The organism is Desulfacinum infernum DSM 9756, from assembly GCF_900129305.1.
Lineage (GTDB): Bacteria > Desulfobacterota > Syntrophobacteria > Syntrophobacterales > DSM-9756 > Desulfacinum > Desulfacinum infernum.
This window is the reverse complement of the sequence record NZ_FQVB01000013.1, coordinates 32903-52493: the sequence shown is the minus strand read 5'-3', so window position 1 is coordinate 52493 and position 19591 is coordinate 32903. Positions and strand designations below refer to the sequence as shown.

The following is a 19591-nucleotide window of genomic DNA, read 5'->3' as shown; positions in this document are numbered from 1 at the left end:
TCCATGGAAGCCCTTGCCGATGAACTCCGCCGAGTCCCCCCGCACCAGATCGAGGCGGAACAATCGCTGATCGGCGGCATGCTCCTGGACAACAGCGGCCTGCCCGCAGCCATGGAGCTCCTCAAGGGCGACGAGTTCTATCGGGAGGCCCATCGGATCATCTTCCGGGCCATGCAGGATCTTTTCGAGCGCAACGAGCCGGTGGACCTGATCACGGTCACCGACCTTCTGCAGCAACGCCAGGAACTGGAAGCCGTCGGTGGGGCCGCCTATCTGGCCTCCCTGACGCAGCTGGTCCCATCGGCGGCCAACGTTCCAACCTACGCCAAGATCGTCAGCGAAAAGGCCATCCTGCGGCGCCTGATCCAGGTGGCGGGGGAGATCAGTTCCTGGTGCTACGGGGCGGGCAAGAACGCCGAGGAGGTTCTGGACCGGGCCGAATCGGCCATCTTCGCCATCACCGAAAACCGGATCCGCAATTCCTACGCCCCCATCAAGGACGTGGTCAAGGAGAGCATCCGGACCATCGAGTCGCTCCAGGAGCGCCGCGAGCTGGTCACCGGCGTTCCCACCCATTTCCGGGATCTGGACAAGATCACCTCCGGCCTGCAGCCTTCGGATCTCATCATCATCGCCGGCCGCCCCAGCATGGGAAAGACCGCCTTCGCCTTGAACATCGCCCGAAACGCCGCCATGAAAAGCGGAATCCCCTGCGCGGTCTTTTCCCTGGAAATGAGCAAGGAACAGCTGGCCATGCGCCTTCTGTGCTCCGAAGCACGCGTGGATTCCCAGAAGGTGCGCACGGGATTTCTGAGCCAGCAGGATTGTGCCAAGCTGCTCACCGCCGCCGGATACTTCATGGAAGCCCCCCTCTTTATTGACGACACGCCCGCCATCACCACCCTGGAGCTGCGTGCCAAGGCCCGGCGGCTCAAGATGGAACACGGCATCGGCATGATCATGGTGGACTATTTGCAGCTCATGCGGAGTCGGGAACATTCGGAACGGAGGGAGCTCGAGATCTCCGACATCTCCCGGTCGCTCAAGGCCCTGGCTAAGGAGCTGAACGTCCCGGTGGTGGCCCTGTCCCAGCTCAACCGCAAGGTGGAGGAACGCCACGACAAGCGCCCGCAGCTTTCGGACCTGCGGGAATCGGGGGCCATCGAACAGGACGCGGACGTCATCGCCTTCATCTATCGCGACGAAGTCTACAACCCGGAAAGCAAGGACAAGGGCACAGCGGAAATCATCGTGAGCAAGCAGCGAAACGGCCCCACGGGCCGCGTCAAGCTGGCCTACATCAACAGCTACACCCGCTTCGAAGACCTGGCCCCGGAAGAGGGAGCCATGGGCGCCCCCGACTAGGGAGCGAAAGGCGGATTCCCATCAACCCCCTGAATGATATGGAAGACCATGCTCCAGAATCTGCAAGCGGAAGAATCGTACTGGGACGCTAAACACGAGGCCCTCTCCCGGGACGGGTTGGAGGCCCTCCAGGTGGATCGGCTGCGGGAAACGGTGCGCCGGGCGCGCCGGGCTCCCTTCTACAGGGAACGCCTGCAGGAGATCTCCCTGGAAGATATCCGCTCCCCGCAGGACGTGGCGCACCTGCCGTTCACCACCAAGCAGGACCTTCGGGACGCCTACCCCTACGGGTTCCTGTGCCAGCCCAAGGACCGCTTCGTGCGCCTCCACGTTTCTTCGGGCACCACGGGCCAGGCGACGGCCGTCTTCTACACCCGAAAGGACCTGGACACCTGGGCGGACCTCATGGCCCGGTGCCTCTACATGACCGGCGCCCGTCCCGGCGACACCTTCCAAAACCTCACGGGCTACGGCCTCTTCACGGGCGGGCTGGGCTTCCATTACGGCGCCGAACGCCTGGGCATGCTCACGATTCCTTCGGGAGCCGGAAATTCCAAGCGGCAGATCCAGCTCATGAAGGATTTCGACACCACCGTCATTCACATCATCCCCAGCTACGCCCTGAGGCTCATGGACGTGATGCAGGAACTGGGCCTGGATCCCAAGAGGGATCTGTCGCTGCGCATCGCCTACCTGGGAGCGGAACCCTATTCGGAAGAGGTCCGGTCCCGTGTGGAAGCCTTCTACGGCGTGAAGGTGTTCAACAGCTACGGCCTTTCCGAAATGAACGGACCCGGCGTGGCCTTCGAATGCCGCTTCCAGAACGGGCTGCACATCTGGGAGGATGCCTACCTGGTGGAGATCGTCGACCCCGATACCCTGGAACCCGTTCCCGAAGGCCGACTGGGCGAGCTGGTGCTCACCACCCTCACCCGCGAGGGCATGCCGCTCATCCGCTACCGCACCAAGGACCTCACCCGGATCCTTCCGGGAGATTGCCCCTGCGGACGCCCGCATCGCCGCCTCGACCGCATCCAAGGCCGATCCGACGACATGTTCATCCTCAAGGGCGTCAACATCTTTCCCATCCAGGTGGAACAGGTCCTCATGGCCATCCCCGAGGTGGGCAACAACTACCGGATCGTGTTGGACCGCCAAAACAACGTGGACACCATGACCGTGGAAGTGGAAGTGACCGACAAGATCTTCGTGGAAGACATGCGGCACCTGCAGCGCATCCGAAACCGGATCACCAAGGAGCTCAAAAGCGAGCTGCTGGTCACGCCCGCGGTCTCGCTGGTGGAACCCCACAGCCTTCCCAAGAACGATGGCAAGGCGGTGCGCCTCATCGACCGGCGCAATCTGTGATCCGTGATCCGTAATGAGTGACGAGTGATGAGTGATGAGTGATGGGGGGCCAAGGGGATTCCCCCCTACCCCATATCCCATATCCCATACCCCGCGAGCCCCTGCCCTGCCTTCCGGTTCTCTCCCCTTTCCGAAAAAGTATGGTATAAACAAATAGAAAAGTGTTCGAAGCCGACCAATCACAGAGAGGGAAGACGATTCGAAGGGTTTACGGTAACATCACAGGGCTGAAGAAGCAGGTGCGAAAGCGCCTGGAAAATCTCTACAGGCGCCGGTGCACCCCGGAAGACGTGATCTCCCCCGACATGGCCAGGGACCTGGCCCGACTGTCCCAGGAAAGCGGCCGCCAGGTGGGCGTGATGCTGGCCCGGGACGGCGCCGTGGAAATGGTGTTGGTGGGAGATCCCCGATCCATTTACATTCCGGATCTTCCCAAGAGTCGCGGCGGACGCTGGCGTCTTCGGGGCTTGCGGTTCGTCCATACGCATCTCAAGGGAGAGCCGCTCAACCAGGACGACCTCATGGACCTGGTCTTCCTGCGCTTGGACTGCATCGCCGCCGTCCGCATGGATCCCCACGGGGGCGCCCGGGATCTGGAAGTGGCTCACATCTTTCCCGCCCAGGGCGGTGAACGGCCCGCCTGGGAAATCTTGCCCTTGATGTCCTGCGCCGAACCGGATCTCCACTTTTCCCACTTCATCCAGTCCCTGGAAGAGGAGCTGGAAAGGGGACGACAGGCGCTTCCGGCGGAAACGGCCAGGGACCGAGCCATCCTGGTGAGCGTGACCGATCAGGACCGGGAAGAGGCCGCCGCGTCCATGCATGAACTGAGAGAGCTGGCCCAAAGCGCCGGCATCACCGTGGCCGACACGCTGATCCAGCGGCAGCGCCAGGCCAATCCCAGGCACCTCATCGGTAAGGGAAAACTGGGGGAAATCATCGTTCGGGCGCTCCAGTGCGGCGTGGATCTGCTCATCTTCGATCAGGATCTCAACCCGTCCCAGGTCCGCACCATCACGGACATTACAGAGCTGCGGGTCATCGACCGTACCCAGCTCATCCTGGACATCTTCGCCCAGCGGGCTCAGAGCCGCGAGGGAAAGCTGCAGGTGGAGATCGCCCAGCTCAAGTACCTGCTTCCCCGCCTGGGGGTGAAGGACGACGCCCTGTCGAGGCTTCGCGGCGGCATCGGAATGAGAGGGCCCGGTGAGACCAAGCTGGAGATCAACCGGCGCCGCATCAAGGACCGCATCGCCCACCTGGAAAGGCAATTGGAGCAGGTGAAGAAAAACCGTTCCCAGAGGCGTTCCAAGCGGCTGCGAAACGAGGTGCCCATTCTGTCCATCGTGGGATACACCAATGCGGGAAAATCCACGCTTCTCAACACCCTCACCCACAGCGAGGTCCGGGCCGAAGACCGGCTCTTCGCCACGCTGGACCCCACCAGCCGGCGGTTGCGCTTTCCGCGGGACATGGAAGTGATCGTGACCGATACCGTGGGCTTCATCCGGGACCTGCCTCAGGACCTGCTGGACGCCTTTTCCGCCACGCTGGAAGAGCTCCACGACGCAGATCTGCTGCTTCACGTGGTGGACGTGAGCAATCCCCACTATGAGAACCACATGGAGTCGGTACGGAGGGTGCTGGAGAAGCTGGATTTGGACCGGAAGCCGTCGGTGCTGGTCTTCAACAAGATGGATCTGGCACCCGCCCCCGTCCTGGCGCGGGCCCTGCGACGTTATGACGCCGTGGCCGTATCGGCTCTCGACCGGTCCACCCTGGGCCCGCTCATGAACACTTTGGAAGAAAAGGTGGAGCGGCTCATCCTTCCCCAGGAAGCCGAGCTCGCGCCGGAAGCGGTTCAGACGACGCCGCAAGAAATCGACGCCGCCTGACTCGTCCAAGACTTTCGGGGCGAATTCTTCCGAAGAAACCCGTGCAGGAGGCTCCCATGAAGCGTCTGGCCGTCCATGCACGCTTCCACACGCTTCAATGGGTGTTCGGCCTCTTCATCACCATTTCTCTGGTGATCCTGGGTTTTGTGGCAATCCGGGCGGATTGGTGACCCGCCCGGATCCTGGAGTGACTCTTCTTTGCGCCTTGGCGTCTTTGCGTGAGGCACTCACCTCGCGGCTTTCGCCTAGCAGGCGGCGACGGCCATGGGCCTCCGGGATGCCAGAACCCGGCGCACCTCCTCCACGTCCTTTCGGATCTGAGCCACCAGGGCCTCCGGGCCGTCGAAACGCTGCTCGTCCCGGAGCCGCTCCACAAAGCGGACCATCAGTTCCTTGCCGTAGAGATCGCCTTCAAAGTCGAGCAGGTGCACTTCCAAAGACGGCTCCGGATCTCCGAAGGTGGGATTGTATCCGAAATTGGCCGCGCCCCAGTGGATTTCGCCGTCCAGCTCCACCTCCACCGCGTAAACCCCCGGTTTGGGCGGAACCTGCGATTCCACCTGGATGTTGGCCGTGGGAAAGCCCAGAAGGCGGCCCCGTTCCTTACCCTTGACCACCCGCCCAGTGATCTCGTAGGGCCGTCCCAGCAGGGATTCCGCCTCATGGAGTCGTCCGTCGCGGATCAGATGGCGGATGGCCGTGGAGCTCACCACGGTGCCGTCCAGCTCGATACCGGAAACCATCTCCACCTGGAAGCCGTAGCGGGCCCCCAGATCCCGGAGCATCTTGATGTTGCCTTCCCGGCCCCTGCCGAACCGGTAGTCGTAGCCCACCACGATGCCCTTGATCCCGATGCGGTCCACCAAAAGATCCTTGACGAAATCATGGGCCGAAATCCGGGCGAAGTCTTCGCTGAAGGGCACCACGATGGCCGCATCGATCCCTTCCTGTTCGATGAGTTCCAGCTTGCGCGCATGGGGCGTGATGAAATCCGGGCCGTTTCCGGGGCGCAACACCTGGAGGGGGTGCGGATCAAAGGTCATGACCACCGACTCCCCCCCCAGCTTCTTGGCCCAATCGATCACGTGCTGGAAAAGTGCCCGGTGGCCGCGATGGACGCCGTCGAAATTACCGATGGTGATCACCGGATTCCTGAACGGTTTCTGAATGGATGCGATATCCCTGTAGACTTTCATCTCCTGCTTTGGAACCTCCGATTCCGCACGAAAATGGGCTTGACACTCAAAGGCTTTTACCATAATTTAGCCCCGCCTTGAAGGCAACGGTTTTCATACACACTATAATGCCGAAGTGGCGGAATTGGTAGACGCGCTAGATTCAGGATCTAGTGGGCAATAGGCCTGTCGGGGTTCGAGTCCCCGCTTCGGCACCACGAACGAAAAGGCGCCGCAATCCGAAAGGGTTGCGGCGCTTCTGTTTTGGCGGGATGCTTATAGGTTGCGTTTGGTCGCGGATCGACCGCACGTCCCTGTTCGCCCGGCGCGTTCCGCACGAAACTGGCCGCATCACGCAAAAGGGCGAAGAATTTTGTTGGGTGGGGAGGGTTTGGGGGCGCACGGAAGGTGCGCCCCCCGGGAAGGGATTTCTCAGTCCAGGGCGCGGCGGTCGGCCATGTCGAAGAGCTTGCGTTCGCGCGGACCCATGATGCCCAGCGCTTCCCGCTTCTTGTCGATATGGTCGATCATCATCCGGGCCATCTCGTAGGGATCCGTGGCAAAGCCCCACTTGCCGAAGCCCATCTCCTCCAGGCCTTCGAACATCAGCTTGTGGAACTTGGTCCCTTCCAGGCTCGGGAAGGTCACGCCGAAGACCGTGTAGACGCCCGAGGCCACAAAGTACTGGCCGATACAAAGCGCCTTCTCGCTCATGTACTCCGGCGCCGCACCCGCCACCGGGAGATCCGAGATCTTGTCTCCCAGGCCGCCCACGCGGACCATCTCCGCACAGGCAATCAAGATCCGGCTGTTGTCCACGCACGAGCCGCAGCCCAACACCGGCGGCATGCCCACCGTCTCGCACACCTCCGCCAGGCCGTCGCCGGCCAGCACCGCCGCATCCGGCTTCATGAGCCCCGCCTTGGCCAGCGCAATCTGCGAGCAGCCCGTCTGCACCACCAGCACGTTGTTCTTGATGAGCTCTTTGACCAGCTCCACGTGGTACCAGTCCTGCTTCACCCGCGGGTTGGTGCAGCCCACCACGCCCGCCACGCCGCGGATCCGGCCGTTGATGATGTTGTCGTTGAGCGGCGTGTAGCTCCCGCGGAACGTGCCGCCCAGCATGTAGTTGATGTACTCGTGGCTGAACCCGTGCACGCCCATGTCGCGGCGCTGCGGAATCACCACCCGACCCGGACGGTTCCGGAACCGCTCGATGGCCATCTCCACCACCTTGTTGGTGCACTTTCTCGGCTCATGCTCGTGGAACTCCACGTGCTGCGCCCCTTCGATCTTGGCCCGCGGGTTGGTGGTGAAAAACTTCGTCCCGTAGCACTCGCTCATCTGCACCAGGGCCTGCTTGATGCACTGCACGTCCACCGCCATGGCGTCCGCCGCGCCCGTGGCGATCACCACCTCCGTGCTCATGAAGTTACCCGCATGGGGCACCCCGTGGCGGGAAAGAACTTCCGCGCCCGAGCAGCACATGCCCAACAGATTGATCCCCGCGGCTCCGGCCTCCTTGGCCTTGGCGATGAGATCCGGATCGTTCACCGAGTCGATCATGGATTCGAAAAGATTGGGCTCATGGCCGTGCACGATGATGTTCACATGGTCTTCCCTCAAAAAGCCCATGTTCACGCCGGCCACGTGCGGCTTGGGAGTCCCGAACAGGATGTCGGAAATCTCCGTGGCCACCATGGACCCGCCCCAGCCGTCGGCCAGCGCCGTCCGGGAGCACTGCTTCACGATGTTCTCGTAGTCCTGGTCCACGCCCATGTGGGACCGGTGCATGATCTCCATGATCTCGCGCATGGCCCCGCGGGGTACGATCCCGTGCTTTCGCCACGTCTCCAGGGTCTTTTCCGGCACCCGCTTGGCAAAGGGAATCTCGCCCTCCACCTGGGTGTAGGTCCGCTCCAGCTCCTCGTAGAGGTCCTTGGCGATCTCCATGGTCTCGCGGCCCTCCACCTCGATGCCGATGCTGGCCGCCACGCTCCGGAGCTTTTCCTCGTCCTTGATCTTGTAGTCGGCGATCCGGCCGTTGACCACCTCACGGAACACGTCCAGCATGGTCATGCCGTGGTCCGTGTGGGCCGCGCAGCCCGCCGCCACCATGCGCGAAAAGTTTCGGGCCGCGATGGTGTCGATGGTCGCTCCGCACACCCCCACCTTGGAATAGGGATCCTTGGGGTTCAGGCGGCACGGACCCATGGCGCAGTGCTTACAGCAGGCCGAATCCGCCCCGATGGGGCACGCCTTCATCTCGGCTGCGCGCTGAAAGGCCGTCTCCACCCCGTCCGCCGCCGCCTTCTGCAGCATCTGGATCGTGGCCTCACACGTGGAAAATTCCCTGAAATTGTACTCTTTCTTCTTTTTTTCTTCGGCCATAAGACACCTCCGTTGTGGGATCGCAAGTTGGCAGGCTGAATGAGAGGCAAGAACCGGGCCGAATGGAGGGATATGGGGTATGGGGTAGAGGGGTATGGGGTGAGGAGTAAGGGGTAAGGAGTAAGGAGTAAGGAGAAAGGGGTGAGGGGTGAGGACGCGCGCGGCCTATTCCTTTAACCTTTAACCTTTCACCTTTTACCTTTCACCTTTTGCCTTTCCCCTTTTACCTCGTCCATCATGGAACGGTTTCAGGGCGAGGAGATTCCATTTTGGAAGGGTTCGTCCGGAAGGAGGATCCGGAAGGTGGTTTGGACGTGGGGCAGGCTGGTGACGGAGATCCGGCCTCCGTGGGCTTCCACGATGTCCTTGCAGATGGCGAGCCCCAGGCCCGTTCCCCCGGGTCGTGCGGAAAAGAAGGGCTTGAAAAGGTCGGGAATGTGCTGGGACGGAATGCCGGGCCCGTCGTCGCGCACTCGAATCTCCAGCCCGTGCGGTATGCGACGGGCTTCCAGATGCAGGGTCCCCGACCCCTTCAGGGACTGGAGCGCGTTCTGGCCCAGGTTCAGGAGCACCTGCTTCAGATGGTCCGCATCCAGGGGAAACTCGCCCACCTCATCGGGCACCTGCACCCGGATCCGGACCCTTCCCACCCGATCCCCGTCGGCTTCCAGGAGAGCCCGCGTTTCTTCCAGCAGGGCCCGAACGGCCGTGGGCCGTCGTTCCGGAAGCCGCCCCCTGGCGTATTCCAGGAATTCCGAAAGCTTTCGTTCCAGGCGGGTGGTCTCTTTCTTCAAGAGATCCAAAAGCAGGGTTTTCTGATCCGGATCCTGAGGCTCCTTTTCCAGCAGCTTGATCCCCGTGAGGAGGGCTCCCAGCGGCGTTCGAAGTTCGTGGGCCAGACCCGCCGCGATTTCCCCGAGGAGCGACAAGCGCTCCCGCCGAAAGAGGGCCTGGGCCTGCTTTCGCACCTTGTCCGCCAGAGACCGGGATTGTTCCTGGAGTTCCCGTTCCAGGGCTTTGCGCTCCGTGATATCGCGCATGATGTGAAGCCTGGAGATGCTCCCGTCGGGGCCGTGCAGCGGCGAAACGGAGACCTCATAGACCCTGCCGTCCCGCGGCGACGTCCACTCCCGCCGCCGTTCCGGCTCAAAGGAACTCATGCCGTGCTGGCATTCCTCGCATTGGGCCGGATCATGGCCGAAGAACTCGTAACATAGGGCCCCCTCCCCGTCTCCCATCTCGCTTCGAAGGGAGGCGTTCAGAAACCGGATCCGGTAGTCCCGGCCCACCACGTAGATCTTGTCCTCCATGCTGTTGAGGATATTGAGCAAACTCTCCGAATCCATCATCAACCACCCCCCGCCTGGAGGCTGGGAGTCTGTGCCAAAAGCCGCGCGATGAGCGGGCGGGGATAAACCCCGCCCCTACTCAACCGACAGGGACCCCGGCTTCCTTCGTAGCCGCGGGGCTTCAGCCCCGCGGAAAGCGCTCATACCCCAATGAAGTGACAGGCAATACACGACGGCCCATCGGACGTGCGGAATTCAGACGCAGCCCTAAAGGGCTGCGCTACGAGGAAAGCGGTCATCCCCGGCGTTATCGGACAGGCTCCCGGAAATTCAAGACTCAACACTTTCCCACTTCTTCAGCTTCCGCCACAGGGTGTTGGTGCCGATCCCCAACACTCGGGCGGCCCGTGCCTTGTTGTGGCCGCATCGGGCCAGCACCCGGAGGATGTGGCGCCTCTCCACTTCCTCCAGCGGCACGTTCCAGTCGTCCTCGCCGCCTCGCGAAGGCGCCCCCGGGGTCTCCAGGTTCAGGTCCTCCGCGTCGATCCGATCCTTCTTGTGGAAGATCAGCACCCGCTCCAGGGTGTTTTCCAGCTCGCGCACATTGCCGGGCCACGGGTATTCCTGAAGACGTCGCCGGGCGGCCGCCGTCAGCTTCGGCACCCTGCGTCCCATGCGCCGGCTCAGCCGTTCCAAAATGGAATCCGTGAGGGGCCGGATGTCCTCGGGCCGGTCCCGAAGCGGCGGCAGGTGGATGGGCACCACGTTGATGCGGTAATAGAGGTCCTGGCGAAACCGGCCTTCCCGGACCAGGGCCGACACGTCCTGGTTGCCGGCGCTGATGATGCGAACGTCCACCTGGATTTCCTTCACCGATCCCACGCGGCGGATGGTGCCTTCCTGGAGGGTCCGAAGGAGCTTCACCTGGAAGGCCGGTGGAATTTCCCCCACTTCGTCCAGGAAGAGGGTGCCGCCGTCGGCGGCTTCCCACAGGCCTTTCTTGCTCTGGTAAGCCCCGGTGAAGGCGCCGCGCACATGGCCGAAGAGTTCCGTTTCCAGCAGGTTTTCCGGCACGGCCCCGCAATTGACGGCCACGAAGGGCCCCGCCGCACGCCGGCTTCGTTCGTGGATCCATTTGGCCATGAGTTCCTTGCCCGTTCCGCTTTCCCCCTGGATCAGGACCGGCGCATCGCTCGCCGCCACATCCGCCAGGCTCTCCATGACCGCCCGCATCGCCGGACTCTCGGCCACGATCCGGTTGAGTCCCGCTTCCTCGGCAAAGCGCCGGGCGAGATGATCCACTTGGCTTCTCAGGCGGCGGCGCTCCAAGGCCTTTTGCAGCACCCGGACCAGGTCCTCCGGGTCCACGGGTTTGGTGAGGTAGTCGTAGGCGCCGCGCTTCATGGCTTCCACGGCGCTTTCCACCGATCCGTAGCCCGTGATCACGACGGTTTCCGCTTCCGGCCTCAATTCCCGCACGTCCGAAAGAACATCCAGGCCGTCTCCGTCCCCCAGGCGAAGATCGGTGACCACCGCATCGAAGGGTCCGTCCGTCAAAGCCCGGCGCGCTTCCCGGCGGTTGGCCGCCGGCACCACCCGGAAGCCTTCCTGCTCCAGGTAGAGGCTCTGGGTCAGTCGGAGGGAGGCATCGTCTTCTACGAACAGGATTCGAGGCGTGCGCATGGTGACAGATTCAGGATTAAAGGATTAAGGATTGAAGGATTAAGGGTCAGGGCCCTGTCCTTCTTGCCTGCCGTTTGGAAAGGTGGCATGTTGGCGATCAAAAGGCAAGTCGGTAGGGCGCGGTAAGGGGTAAAGGGGTACGGGATAGAGGGATATGGGGTAAGGAGTGGGGGATGGTGACGCCGGATGGAGAGCAGGTGTGTTCGCGGTGCGCCGGCACGGGTCTTGTCTGCGCCCATGAACCGGTCATTTCGCCGGGGGCCTGCTGCGTGGATTACGCCAATGGCCTGTGCCCGGAGTGCGGGGGATCGGGAAAGAAACCGTCAGGGACCGGAGACTCCCCGCCGGCCCCGCCCGCCGGGGACGGCTGACGACTTCCACAGGATGTAGTTCCTTTCGCCGGGAAGAATCTTCCACGGGCGGAAAGGCTTTAAACCCCAGCGAACCGCTTCTTCCTTCGCCCTCCGGTACCCCCACGGACGGAAGTCCTGCCTTTCGCAGCCGTGCAAATCCTCTTGCAAGATCCACTCCGGCGCCATGGACGCGACCAGCTCTTCCCAATGGTGGAACGGCAGCACCCTCTGGCAGACCACCGCACGGCATGGCACCCCCCACAGGGATTCCACCCGCGTCCCGGGAAAGAGCCGCATCCTTTGGAGGAATGTGTCCGGGCTGAGAGCCCGCTCCTTTAAGGCGGCCCGCGCCTGAGCCGGATCCACGAAGAACCCATCCCAGTCGGCCGCTATCCAATCGGCCTTGTCAATCCCCACGTAGTAGTCCAGCTCCAGGGCGCACCAGATCCGCAAGTGATTGTCGATGCGGTTGATCCTGCGGCCGCACCCCAGGCTCACCAGGCTCCGCGGACCGTTTTCCCCCAGAAACCGGACGGCGTCTTCCATGCACGATGCTTTCTTTACGCCTTTGCGTCTTTACGCGAGACCCCTTTTGCCTCGTGCCAAGCCGCGATTTTCTTTCACGCTAATCCCCATCACGGGAAACCCGTGACAACGAAGAATGAAAGCCTCGCAGTAACATTGCAGAGACTTTGCTATAAACCGCGCGATTCTTTTCTGTGCGCGGTCCTTAGAGGGCGGGCCTAAAGCCCGCCCCTACCAAGATCCATGGACATCCCGGCTAGGGCCGGGGTCTATCCGTGCCCGTTTCCCGGCAGAGGCGGGGGTTATCCCCGCCCGCTAAGTAGGATCCCCCGAGCTCACACCGGTTTCTTCTCCGACCCGCAGCCCCCGGGACGCGGCCAGAAGAACAACGCAGGCGGCCACGAAGAAGAGGAATAGCGACCGAAATCCCACGGCGAGGCCGCGTGCGGCGGCTTCGGCAAACATCGGCATGCCCGCGGCGAACGCCAGGTTCAAGGCCATGTTCTTGAGACTCAGAACCGTGGCCCTCCGATCGCTGGGAATGCGCTTGTTGATCTCTCCTTCCACCGTGAGCGCAAGGAAATACATGCCGGATACGAGCACGGGAACGAACACCACCCCGTAGTAGGGAACCATGGCGGTCATGCCGCCGAACCCGACGGCCATGAGAAGGAGCATCACCGCTGTGGCCCGATGGAATCCCAGCGCCGCATCGATCCGGTAGGCGTTCTTGGACACCACGGAGGTGACGAGCCGCACGCCCACACCCACCACACCGAACCACGCCGTGGGGATGAGCAGGGCGTGGTAGTAGAGGGAGGTGTGCACCAACACGATGCGGGCGCTGCAGTCCACCACCACCATGAGCGCCACCAGGTACCAGAGGATCCGGCTTTCAGCCAGCACCCGGACGCTCGCCCGAAGCAGGGCCCATTGGGCGCGCCACGACAGCTTGTGTTCCGTCGTCGTCGGCTCCCTGAAAAAAAGCGAGACCACCGCAGCTCCCGCCATGCACCCGGCCGTGATCCAGATGGGGTAGCGGATATGGAAGGTGTAGAGGTAGGCTCCCAGGATGGTGGAGACGGACCCCAGGGTGAGCCCGTAGAACTGGGCCGCGCCCAGCCATTTCTTGTATTCGGCTTCGCGGCCCCGGGCCTTCAGGGAATCATACAGGAGGGCCGAATCGGCTCCGGAGGCCAGGCTTTCGTTGAACCCGCTTAGCACGCGGTTGATGGCAAAGCCTACGAGGTCCTGAGAGACGGCGAAGACGATCATCTCCACCACGGCCAGGAAGGCCGCCAGCCGCAGCGTCTTCCTCCGGCCGATGGTGTCGGCCAGCATGCCCGAAGGCACTTCGAAGACGATGATGCTCAGCGACCACAACCCCTGGAGCCACGCAAACTGTTCCAGAGTCACCCCGGCGTCCAGATAGAAGAGGGCGAACACCGGATAGTAGAAGCGCAGGTTGAAAAACAGGCGGTAGGCCACAAAGAGCGCGATGTTCCGATCCAGCGGGTGTCTCGCCATTCCCGGCTCCGTCTTCACAGGTTGCCGCACACACATGCCCGCACACGTGCGGGCATTGTGAAGACGAAGCCCCCCGCCTGTCCAGCAAAACCCAACAAGCGGATGGGACGGGGCAAGGATTCAGAGGCCGGTGTCGATCTTTTCCGGGTGGGCCTTGATCCAGTTCAGGCGGGTGTCATCGCGCGCCTTCCTCCAGGATCATGCGGATCCGCTCTTTCTTGAAGGGAGCCAGATCCGCCGCCCGCCTCAGCACATAGAGCTGATAGCGGGCCTCTTCGTCGGGATCGGCCGTGTAGAGAAGTTCCCCTCTCACCACGTCCAAAGCCAGGTAGGGCTCCGCTTCCGGAAGCACCACCAGGTCCACCCGGGGCACCCCGAAAAGATCTTCCAGCTCGATCGTCAGCTCCACCCGACCCTGTGCGCTCAGGCGGACGCCGGGAAAGGGCCGCACGCCGATATCCAGGTCGGACGTGGACGTTCCAAAGGACGGGTCCGGTTCCTGCGCGTCCAGCTGCCGCACCGCCGCCTCGGCCCGGCTGCCGAAGGCGTAGATGTCTGCAACGGCGAACCTTTGGGCGATCCGTTCCAACCGATCCCTTATCGTGGTGTTGCGGCGGTCCTGGTTCGGAGATTGTTCCGTCATGGGGCCGATTCCTTGATTGGATTTTCCTTGTGGCATAGAGGAACGGCGGGACCATGTCAAGGCGGGAACGAAGGGCCCGAAAACGTCGCGGATGATCTCTTTTCTCGTAGCGCAGCCCTTTAGGGCTGCGGAAGAACCCCCGAACATTGGATGGGCCATCGCGCATTTCCTGTAACTTCATGAAGTTGCGATGGCCCTTTCCGCGGGGCTGAAGCCCCGCGGCTACGAAAAGAGCCGCCATAGCCCGGGCTCTTGTTTCGGAGAACGATCGTCGGACAGGCTCCTACGGCTCTTCTCCTTCTTTGCCTTGTTCGATGGCGGAAATCTCCCTTCGGATCTCTTCCAATGCCCGCTCCAGGTTGGCGGCGTAACCCTTGAGGTACCCCACTTCTTCTTCCGGGCTGAGAGGCCGCCATCCCATGCGGCCCCAACCGGGCCCGAAGCCACCCCACCCGAAAGCTCTCGGGGGTCCCCACCAACACCGGACTCCGCGCCCGCGGCCTCGCCGGCCCGGGCCTCCGTAGCCCACCGGCGCCGCGGGAGCCGCTCCGCCGCGCGGCGTGGCGCACCATCCCAAACCTCGTCCCGTCCGAGGGCCTGCGCCCCAAGGTCCCGTACCATCTCGTCCCGGCATGGTCTCTCCTCCTTTTTTCCCTTGTGATGATGCGATCTTTTGACCACATCCCAAGGCAAAAAAGGTGCCGAACCCCAGAGCCGGGTTGTCTCGCAGTCCCAACGGGCCGCGGTGCATTGAAAAGGATGCCGGAACCGCGCTGCGACAGGGTGCAAGGCGCCCCCCCTCAAAGGATGGACGCCGGTCCAAGATTCCCCCATTTCGGCAGCGTACCCCACGCCCCACGAGTCTCTGAGGCTGTCCGAGAACTCCGCAAACCGTCACTCCCGCGCAAGCGGGAGTCCATAACGTGCTGTAAATGCTGGATCCCCGCTCCCCGTTCAAGCCGGGGACAAGCTTCGCGGGGATGACGAATGGGCGTTGAACGAGGCAAATTTGCCATCGTCGGACAAGCTCCTCGGATCACGGTTCACGCCCGAACCAAGCCCTTGTTGAGATCCCGGTGGGACACCACGGCCCAAGCCTGACCGCCGTAGTGTTGAGCCAGAAACGCCTTGGCCTTCTCGCGGCTTCGGGCGGCCACAAGCCGCACGCTCACCTTCGTGTCGCTTCGTCCGCCGTCGGCCCGAAAATCGTCCAGGTTGAACGCATAGAAAATCTTTTCCCTCATGACTCTCCCTCCTCACGCCCTCAGAAGCGGCTTCGGTAATGGCGCAAAAGCCCCACCACCACGCCCACGATTTCCACCCGGCCTGCAGGAACCACCATGGGCTCCATGGCGCTGTTGGCCGGTCGAAGTTCCACGTCCGCTCCCCGCAGGTAGAATTTTTTCACCGTGGCCTCTCCGTCCACCAGGGCCACCACCGTCTGTCCGCTTTCCGCCCGGGGCTGCTTTTTCACAATCAGGATGTCCCCCTCCCGAATGCCTTCTTCGATCATGGAATCGCCGCGGACCCGCAGGGCAAAATGTTCGCCGCCGGCCAAAAAACTTTCGGGAACCTCCACCGTCTCGGGCACCTCCACCGCTTCGATGGGCGTGCCGGCAGCCACCACGCCCAGGAAAGGGATGGACGCCGAACCGGGGCTCACATCCACCAGCTCCAGGGCCCGCTTTCTGTTTTTGCCCAAGCTCCGCACGTAGCCGCGCTCTTCCAGCTGCCTGACGTGCTTGTAGACGGCATTGAGGGACCGAAACCCCAGGTGCTTTCGGATTTCTTCGTAGGACGGGGCATGGCCGTGCAGGGCCATGTAGGTTTGCAGGAATTCGTAGACCCGCTTCTGGGCCGGTGTCAGATGCATGGTGACCTCCCTGGAAACCTCCGGTACTGGGGTGAATACCGAGGAAACCATAAAGTGAAAATAAGGTGAAAGTCAAGGGTTTTTGACGAAGAAAGAAGATGGGCCTATAAGATTCCGTACGACTGACCCGCCGAAGCGCAGGGAGCCCGCCCCCAAAAGGGGGCTGCTGGAGGCTGAATGAAAGGAGAGGACGCGAAAGATGCCCGTCATACATCCTTCGAGCTATCGACCGCCCCGGTTCATGACCAACCCCCATGTGCAGATGATTCTGGCCAACCAGCTCCGGTTCGTGCCGCCCGTGGCCTACGAAAGAGAGCGGATCCCTACGCCCGACGGCGATTTCCTGGACCTGGACTGGACGCGAGTGGGTTCACGGAGGGCGGCGGTGATCTGCCACGGTTTGGAAGGCCATTCCCGCAGGCCTTATGTGATCGGCATGGCCCGGGCCTTGACTTCGGCCGGCTGGGACGTGTGCGCCATGAACTATCGGGGCTGCAGCGGAGAGCCCAACCGAAAGCCCCAGCTTTACCACAGCGGAGCCACGGAAGACCTGGACACGGTGGTCCGACATGTGCGGTCCACCAAACGCTACGACTCGGTGTGCCTGGTGGGATTCAGCCTCGGGGGGAACCTGGTGCTGAAGTATGCGGGAGAGCTGGGGCCTGAGGCCCGAAGCCGGATACGGGCCGTGGCGGCCTTTTCGGCGCCGTGCGATCTCACGGCATCGGCCCGAGCCATCTCCAGGCCGGAAAACCGACCCTACCTCAAGCGCTTCCTCAAGATGCTCCGCCAAAAGATCGAGGCGAAGGAGCGGCTCTACCCCGATCTGATCCGCTCCGAGGGGTATGACTCCATCCGTTCCTTCGAAGACTTCGACAACCGCTACACGGCACCGCTCCACGGCTTCCGGGACGCGTGGGACTACTACCGCCGTGCCAGCTCCAAGCCGCTCCTGGAGCGGATCTCGGTGCCCACGCTGATCGTCAACGCCAAGGACGATCCCTTTCTGGCCCCGGAATGCTTTCCCTTCGAAGCCGCCTACCGCAATCCGTTCCTGCACCTGGAAGCTCCGGACAAGGGAAGCCACGTGGGCTTTGTGGAACGAAACCACGACGGCACCTTCTGGTCCGAACGGCGCGCGGTGGCGTTTTTGAGTGATGGGTGACGAGTGATGGGTGATGGGTGAGTCGCGACTCACGCATCAAGCGCAAGCCCCTTCGCCCCTTTTGAGAAAGGCTGTCAATTGCCCATACTTGAGGCCGCGGGAAGGGTTTGACTTGCCGGTTCAGGTGGTGTTGTACCTTGGATGCATGCGGCAGTCCCGACGGGCGGGCATAAAGCCCGCCCCTACAAAAGCGCATGGACATCTTGGGTAGGGGCGGGGTTTATCCCCGCCCGCCAAGCGCGACATTCCTCCTGGTCGTACGACTGAGTACCCCAACCACACGCAGGAGGTTGTGCCGAGGCAATCTTCCCGAAGGGGAGATTGCGCCATACGCAGCGTCATGTGTGTTCCGCTGTCAGATTAAAAGAAGGGGGCGGAACCGGCCACGGTTCACGGACCGCGGATCACGGATCACGGATTACGAATTCCGTCCATAGATGGCGCAGGCGGTGGCCACTCGGGCGGCTTCCTGCAGCGCCTCGGAAAAGGTGGGATGGCCGTGCATGACCCGGCCGATGTCCTGGGCCGCGGCGCCGCATTCCACGGCCAGCACGCCTTCGGCGATCATGTCCGACGCCCTCGGCCCGATGATGTGAATCCCCAGCACGCGGCCCGAGCGGGCATGGGAAAGAACCTTCACGAACCCGTCCGTCTCCCCCATGCACCGGGCCCGACCGGCCCCGGCGAAGGGATAGGTTCCGATGCAGTAGGGCACCTGGAGCTGCTTCAGCTCCTCTTCCGTTTTCCCCACGGACGCCACTTCCGGCCAGGTGTAGATGATGGACGGCACGGCGTCGTAATTCACTTCGCTTTCCAGCCCGGCGATGCCTTCCACGCACGCGACGGCTTCCGCCGAAGCCTTGTGGGCCAGCATGGGGCCCGCCGTCAGATCCCCGATGGCGTAGATGCCGGGCACCGACGTTTCGTAGCGGGTGTTCACCATGATCTGCCCCGTTTGGGGATCCGTGGCAACACCGAGGTCTTCCAGCCCCAGGCCGCGCGTAAGAGGCCGGCGCCCCACGGCCACCAACAGCCGGTCGAAGACCCGTTCCTCTTCGCCCTTCTTGGTCCGGAGGCGCACCCGGACCGCATCGTCTTCCGCGGCGGCCTCTTCCACCCGGCTTTCCAGCAGGAACTCGAAGCCTTGGCGCCGGAGCAACCGCTCCAGGGTTCGGGACACCTGGGAATCCAGGAGGCTCGCAATGCGGGGAAGCATTTCGATCACGGTCACTTGAGACCCCAGCCGGTTCCACACCGTTCCCAGCTCCAACCCGATGTACCCACCACCCACGATGCCCAGGCGCTCCGGCACGCGGTCGAAGACCAGGGCCTCGGTGGACGAGACGATGAGGCGGCCGTCGAAGGGCAGGGACGGCACCTGGACGGGCTCGCTTCCCGTGGCCAGAATGACCGCTTTGGCCTGGAGTTCCACAGCCGGTCCGTCATCCGGTTCCACCCGCACCTTTCCCGGCCCCAGCAGGCGGCCCGTTCCGGCAAGGATCGTCACCTTGTGGCGTTCCAGGAGCTTTCGGACGTTTTCGGTGAGCTCCGCCACCACCTGGTCCTTTCGGGCCATCATGGCCGCCAGATCCAGCTCCACCCCGCTCACCCGAACGCCGTGTTCGCTCAGGCGATGCCGCGCCGTGGCGTAGTGTTCACTGGAATCGAGCAGAGCCTTGCTGGGAATGCAGCCCACGTTGAGGCACACGCCGCCCAGGCGGGCGTTCTTTTCCACGCACGCCACCCGCATGCCCAGCTGTGCGGCGCGCACGCACGCCACGTAACCCCCGGCCCCCGAACCGATGACCACCAGATCGTAGCGGTTTTCTTCCGTCATGGTTTTCTCCACAACCAGGGTTGTCCCGATTCATTCACTAGACCCGCTCCCATTCGTCCCGGGAGATCCCCGCCTGCTTCAGAATGCGCTTTAGGAGAGCCCCGCTGATTTCCCCGCCGTGGGGATTGGGGACAAAAAGCTTGAGATCGCCACGAACCATGAACTGGTGGCGTCCCCCTGAGTAAGGCCCGGAAAACCCCAATTCCCTGAGCGCCTTGATGAGTTCACGGCGTTTGATGGGACCAAGCGGAGGCATTTAAGCTGTCTCCCGGATCACTCCAGGTTTCGTCCCATCCAACTCCGGCAATGTATGATCCATCGCCAGAGCAAGAACAATCCACTCCTCCAGAACCTCCTGCAATTGCTCCCGGCACGCATCAAGGGTCTTTTCGTTGGCAAAGACCCCCTGAAACCCGGGGATCTCGCCATAAAAGGATCCGTCTTCGAGAAGCTCATAGCGAGCCCTTCTCATGGCCTTTGCAATATAGTCTGTCAGCATGCG

17 protein-coding genes and 1 tRNA gene are annotated in these 19591 nt (G+C 62.7%); 5 read left to right on the top strand and 13 right to left on the bottom strand.

Translation table 11 applies throughout. The annotated features are described in order from the left end of the window. Positions 1-3 precede the first annotated feature (3 nt). From dnaB to hflX, 3 genes are all read left to right on the top strand, one after another. Positions 4-1365 (top strand): replicative DNA helicase, encoded by a 1362-nt coding sequence (gene dnaB / locus BUB04_RS07865; RefSeq protein WP_073038446.1) that lies wholly within the window; start codon positions 4-6, stop codon positions 1363-1365. A 48-nt stretch (positions 1366-1413) separates the two neighbouring features. Then, the gene (locus BUB04_RS07860) at positions 1414-2733 is read left to right on the top strand and encodes a phenylacetate--CoA ligase family protein (RefSeq protein ID WP_073038445.1); all 1320 of its coding nucleotides are present in this window, start codon (positions 1414-1416) and stop codon (positions 2731-2733) included. Between the two features lie 239 nt (positions 2734-2972). Then, positions 2973-4628: a GTPase HflX gene (hflX, locus tag BUB04_RS07855; RefSeq protein WP_245795150.1), complete on the top strand. Its 1656-nt coding sequence runs from the start codon at positions 2973-2975 to the stop codon at positions 4626-4628. Positions 4629-4873: 245 nt separating this feature from the next. On the opposite strand, the gene BUB04_RS07850 is transcribed toward hflX, so the two are convergent. After that, on the bottom strand, positions 4874-5824 hold the full coding sequence (locus BUB04_RS07850) for a bifunctional riboflavin kinase/FAD synthetase (protein ID WP_073038444.1): 951 nt from the start codon (positions 5822-5824) through the stop codon (positions 4874-4876). Positions 5825-5933: 109 nt separating this feature from the next. On the opposite strand from BUB04_RS07850, the gene BUB04_RS07845 reads away from it, so the two are divergent. Further along, positions 5934-6021 (top strand) — tRNA-Leu (locus tag BUB04_RS07845). 214 nt (positions 6022-6235) lie between these two features. Here BUB04_RS07845 and cooS read toward each other — a convergent pair. The 9 genes from cooS to lexA form a co-directional block, all read right to left on the bottom strand. After that, positions 6236-8194 carry an anaerobic carbon-monoxide dehydrogenase catalytic subunit gene (gene cooS, locus BUB04_RS07840; protein WP_073038443.1) on the bottom strand — a complete coding sequence of 653 codons (1959 nt, stop codon included), beginning with the start codon at positions 8192-8194 and terminating at the stop codon, positions 6236-6238. A gap of 248 nt (positions 8195-8442) precedes the next feature. Further along, positions 8443-9543 carry a two-component system sensor histidine kinase NtrB gene (locus BUB04_RS07835; protein ID WP_073038442.1) on the bottom strand — a complete coding sequence of 367 codons (1101 nt, stop codon included), beginning with the start codon at positions 9541-9543 and terminating at the stop codon, positions 8443-8445. Positions 9544-9813: 270 nt separating this feature from the next. Further along, positions 9814-11166, bottom strand: a complete 1353-nt coding sequence (locus BUB04_RS07830) for a sigma-54-dependent transcriptional regulator (protein ID WP_073038441.1) — start codon at positions 11164-11166, stop codon at positions 9814-9816. A 323-nt stretch (positions 11167-11489) separates the two neighbouring features. After that, entirely contained in the window at positions 11490-12065 is a 576-nt protein-coding gene (locus tag BUB04_RS07825; RefSeq protein ID WP_073038440.1) for a hypothetical protein, read from the bottom strand. A 294-nt stretch (positions 12066-12359) separates the two neighbouring features. Next, entirely contained in the window at positions 12360-13571 is a 1212-nt protein-coding gene (locus BUB04_RS07820) for an MFS transporter (protein ID WP_073038439.1), read from the bottom strand. 175 nt (positions 13572-13746) lie between these two features. Then, on the bottom strand, positions 13747-14214 hold the full coding sequence (locus BUB04_RS07815; RefSeq protein WP_073038438.1) for a nucleotidyltransferase family protein: 468 nt from the start codon (positions 14212-14214) through the stop codon (positions 13747-13749). Positions 14215-14497: 283 nt separating this feature from the next. Beyond that, positions 14498-14848 (bottom strand): DUF5320 domain-containing protein, encoded by a 351-nt coding sequence (locus BUB04_RS19295; protein WP_073038437.1) that lies wholly within the window; start codon positions 14846-14848, stop codon positions 14498-14500. 409 nt (positions 14849-15257) lie between these two features. Beyond that, positions 15258-15458: a hypothetical protein gene (locus BUB04_RS07805; RefSeq protein ID WP_073038436.1), complete on the bottom strand. Its 201-nt coding sequence runs from the start codon at positions 15456-15458 to the stop codon at positions 15258-15260. 20 nt (positions 15459-15478) lie between these two features. Next, a complete protein-coding gene (gene lexA / locus BUB04_RS07800) occupies positions 15479-16087 on the bottom strand; it encodes a transcriptional repressor LexA (RefSeq protein ID WP_073038435.1) in 609 nt (202 codons plus the stop codon). 199 nt (positions 16088-16286) lie between these two features. Here lexA and BUB04_RS07795 point away from each other — a divergent pair, with 199 nt between their 5' ends. After that, positions 16287-17252, top strand: coding sequence for a YheT family hydrolase (locus BUB04_RS07795; protein ID WP_073038434.1), 966 nt, complete (start codon positions 16287-16289; stop codon positions 17250-17252). Positions 17253-17670: 418 nt separating this feature from the next. Here the strand turns inward: BUB04_RS07795 and lpdA are convergent, their stop codons facing one another. The 3 genes from lpdA to BUB04_RS07780 are packed head-to-tail and all read right to left on the bottom strand — an operon-like array spanning position 17671 to position 19588. Next, on the bottom strand, positions 17671-19089 hold the full coding sequence (lpdA, locus tag BUB04_RS07790; RefSeq protein ID WP_073038433.1) for a dihydrolipoyl dehydrogenase: 1419 nt from the start codon (positions 19087-19089) through the stop codon (positions 17671-17673). 37 nt (positions 19090-19126) lie between these two features. Next, a complete protein-coding gene (locus BUB04_RS07785; protein WP_073038432.1) occupies positions 19127-19345 on the bottom strand; it encodes a type II toxin-antitoxin system HicA family toxin in 219 nt (72 codons plus the stop codon). Further along, positions 19346-19588 (bottom strand): type II toxin-antitoxin system HicB family antitoxin, encoded by a 243-nt coding sequence (locus BUB04_RS07780; RefSeq protein ID WP_073038509.1) that lies wholly within the window; start codon positions 19586-19588, stop codon positions 19346-19348. It lies immediately after the preceding gene. Positions 19589-19591: the final 3 nt, after the last annotated feature.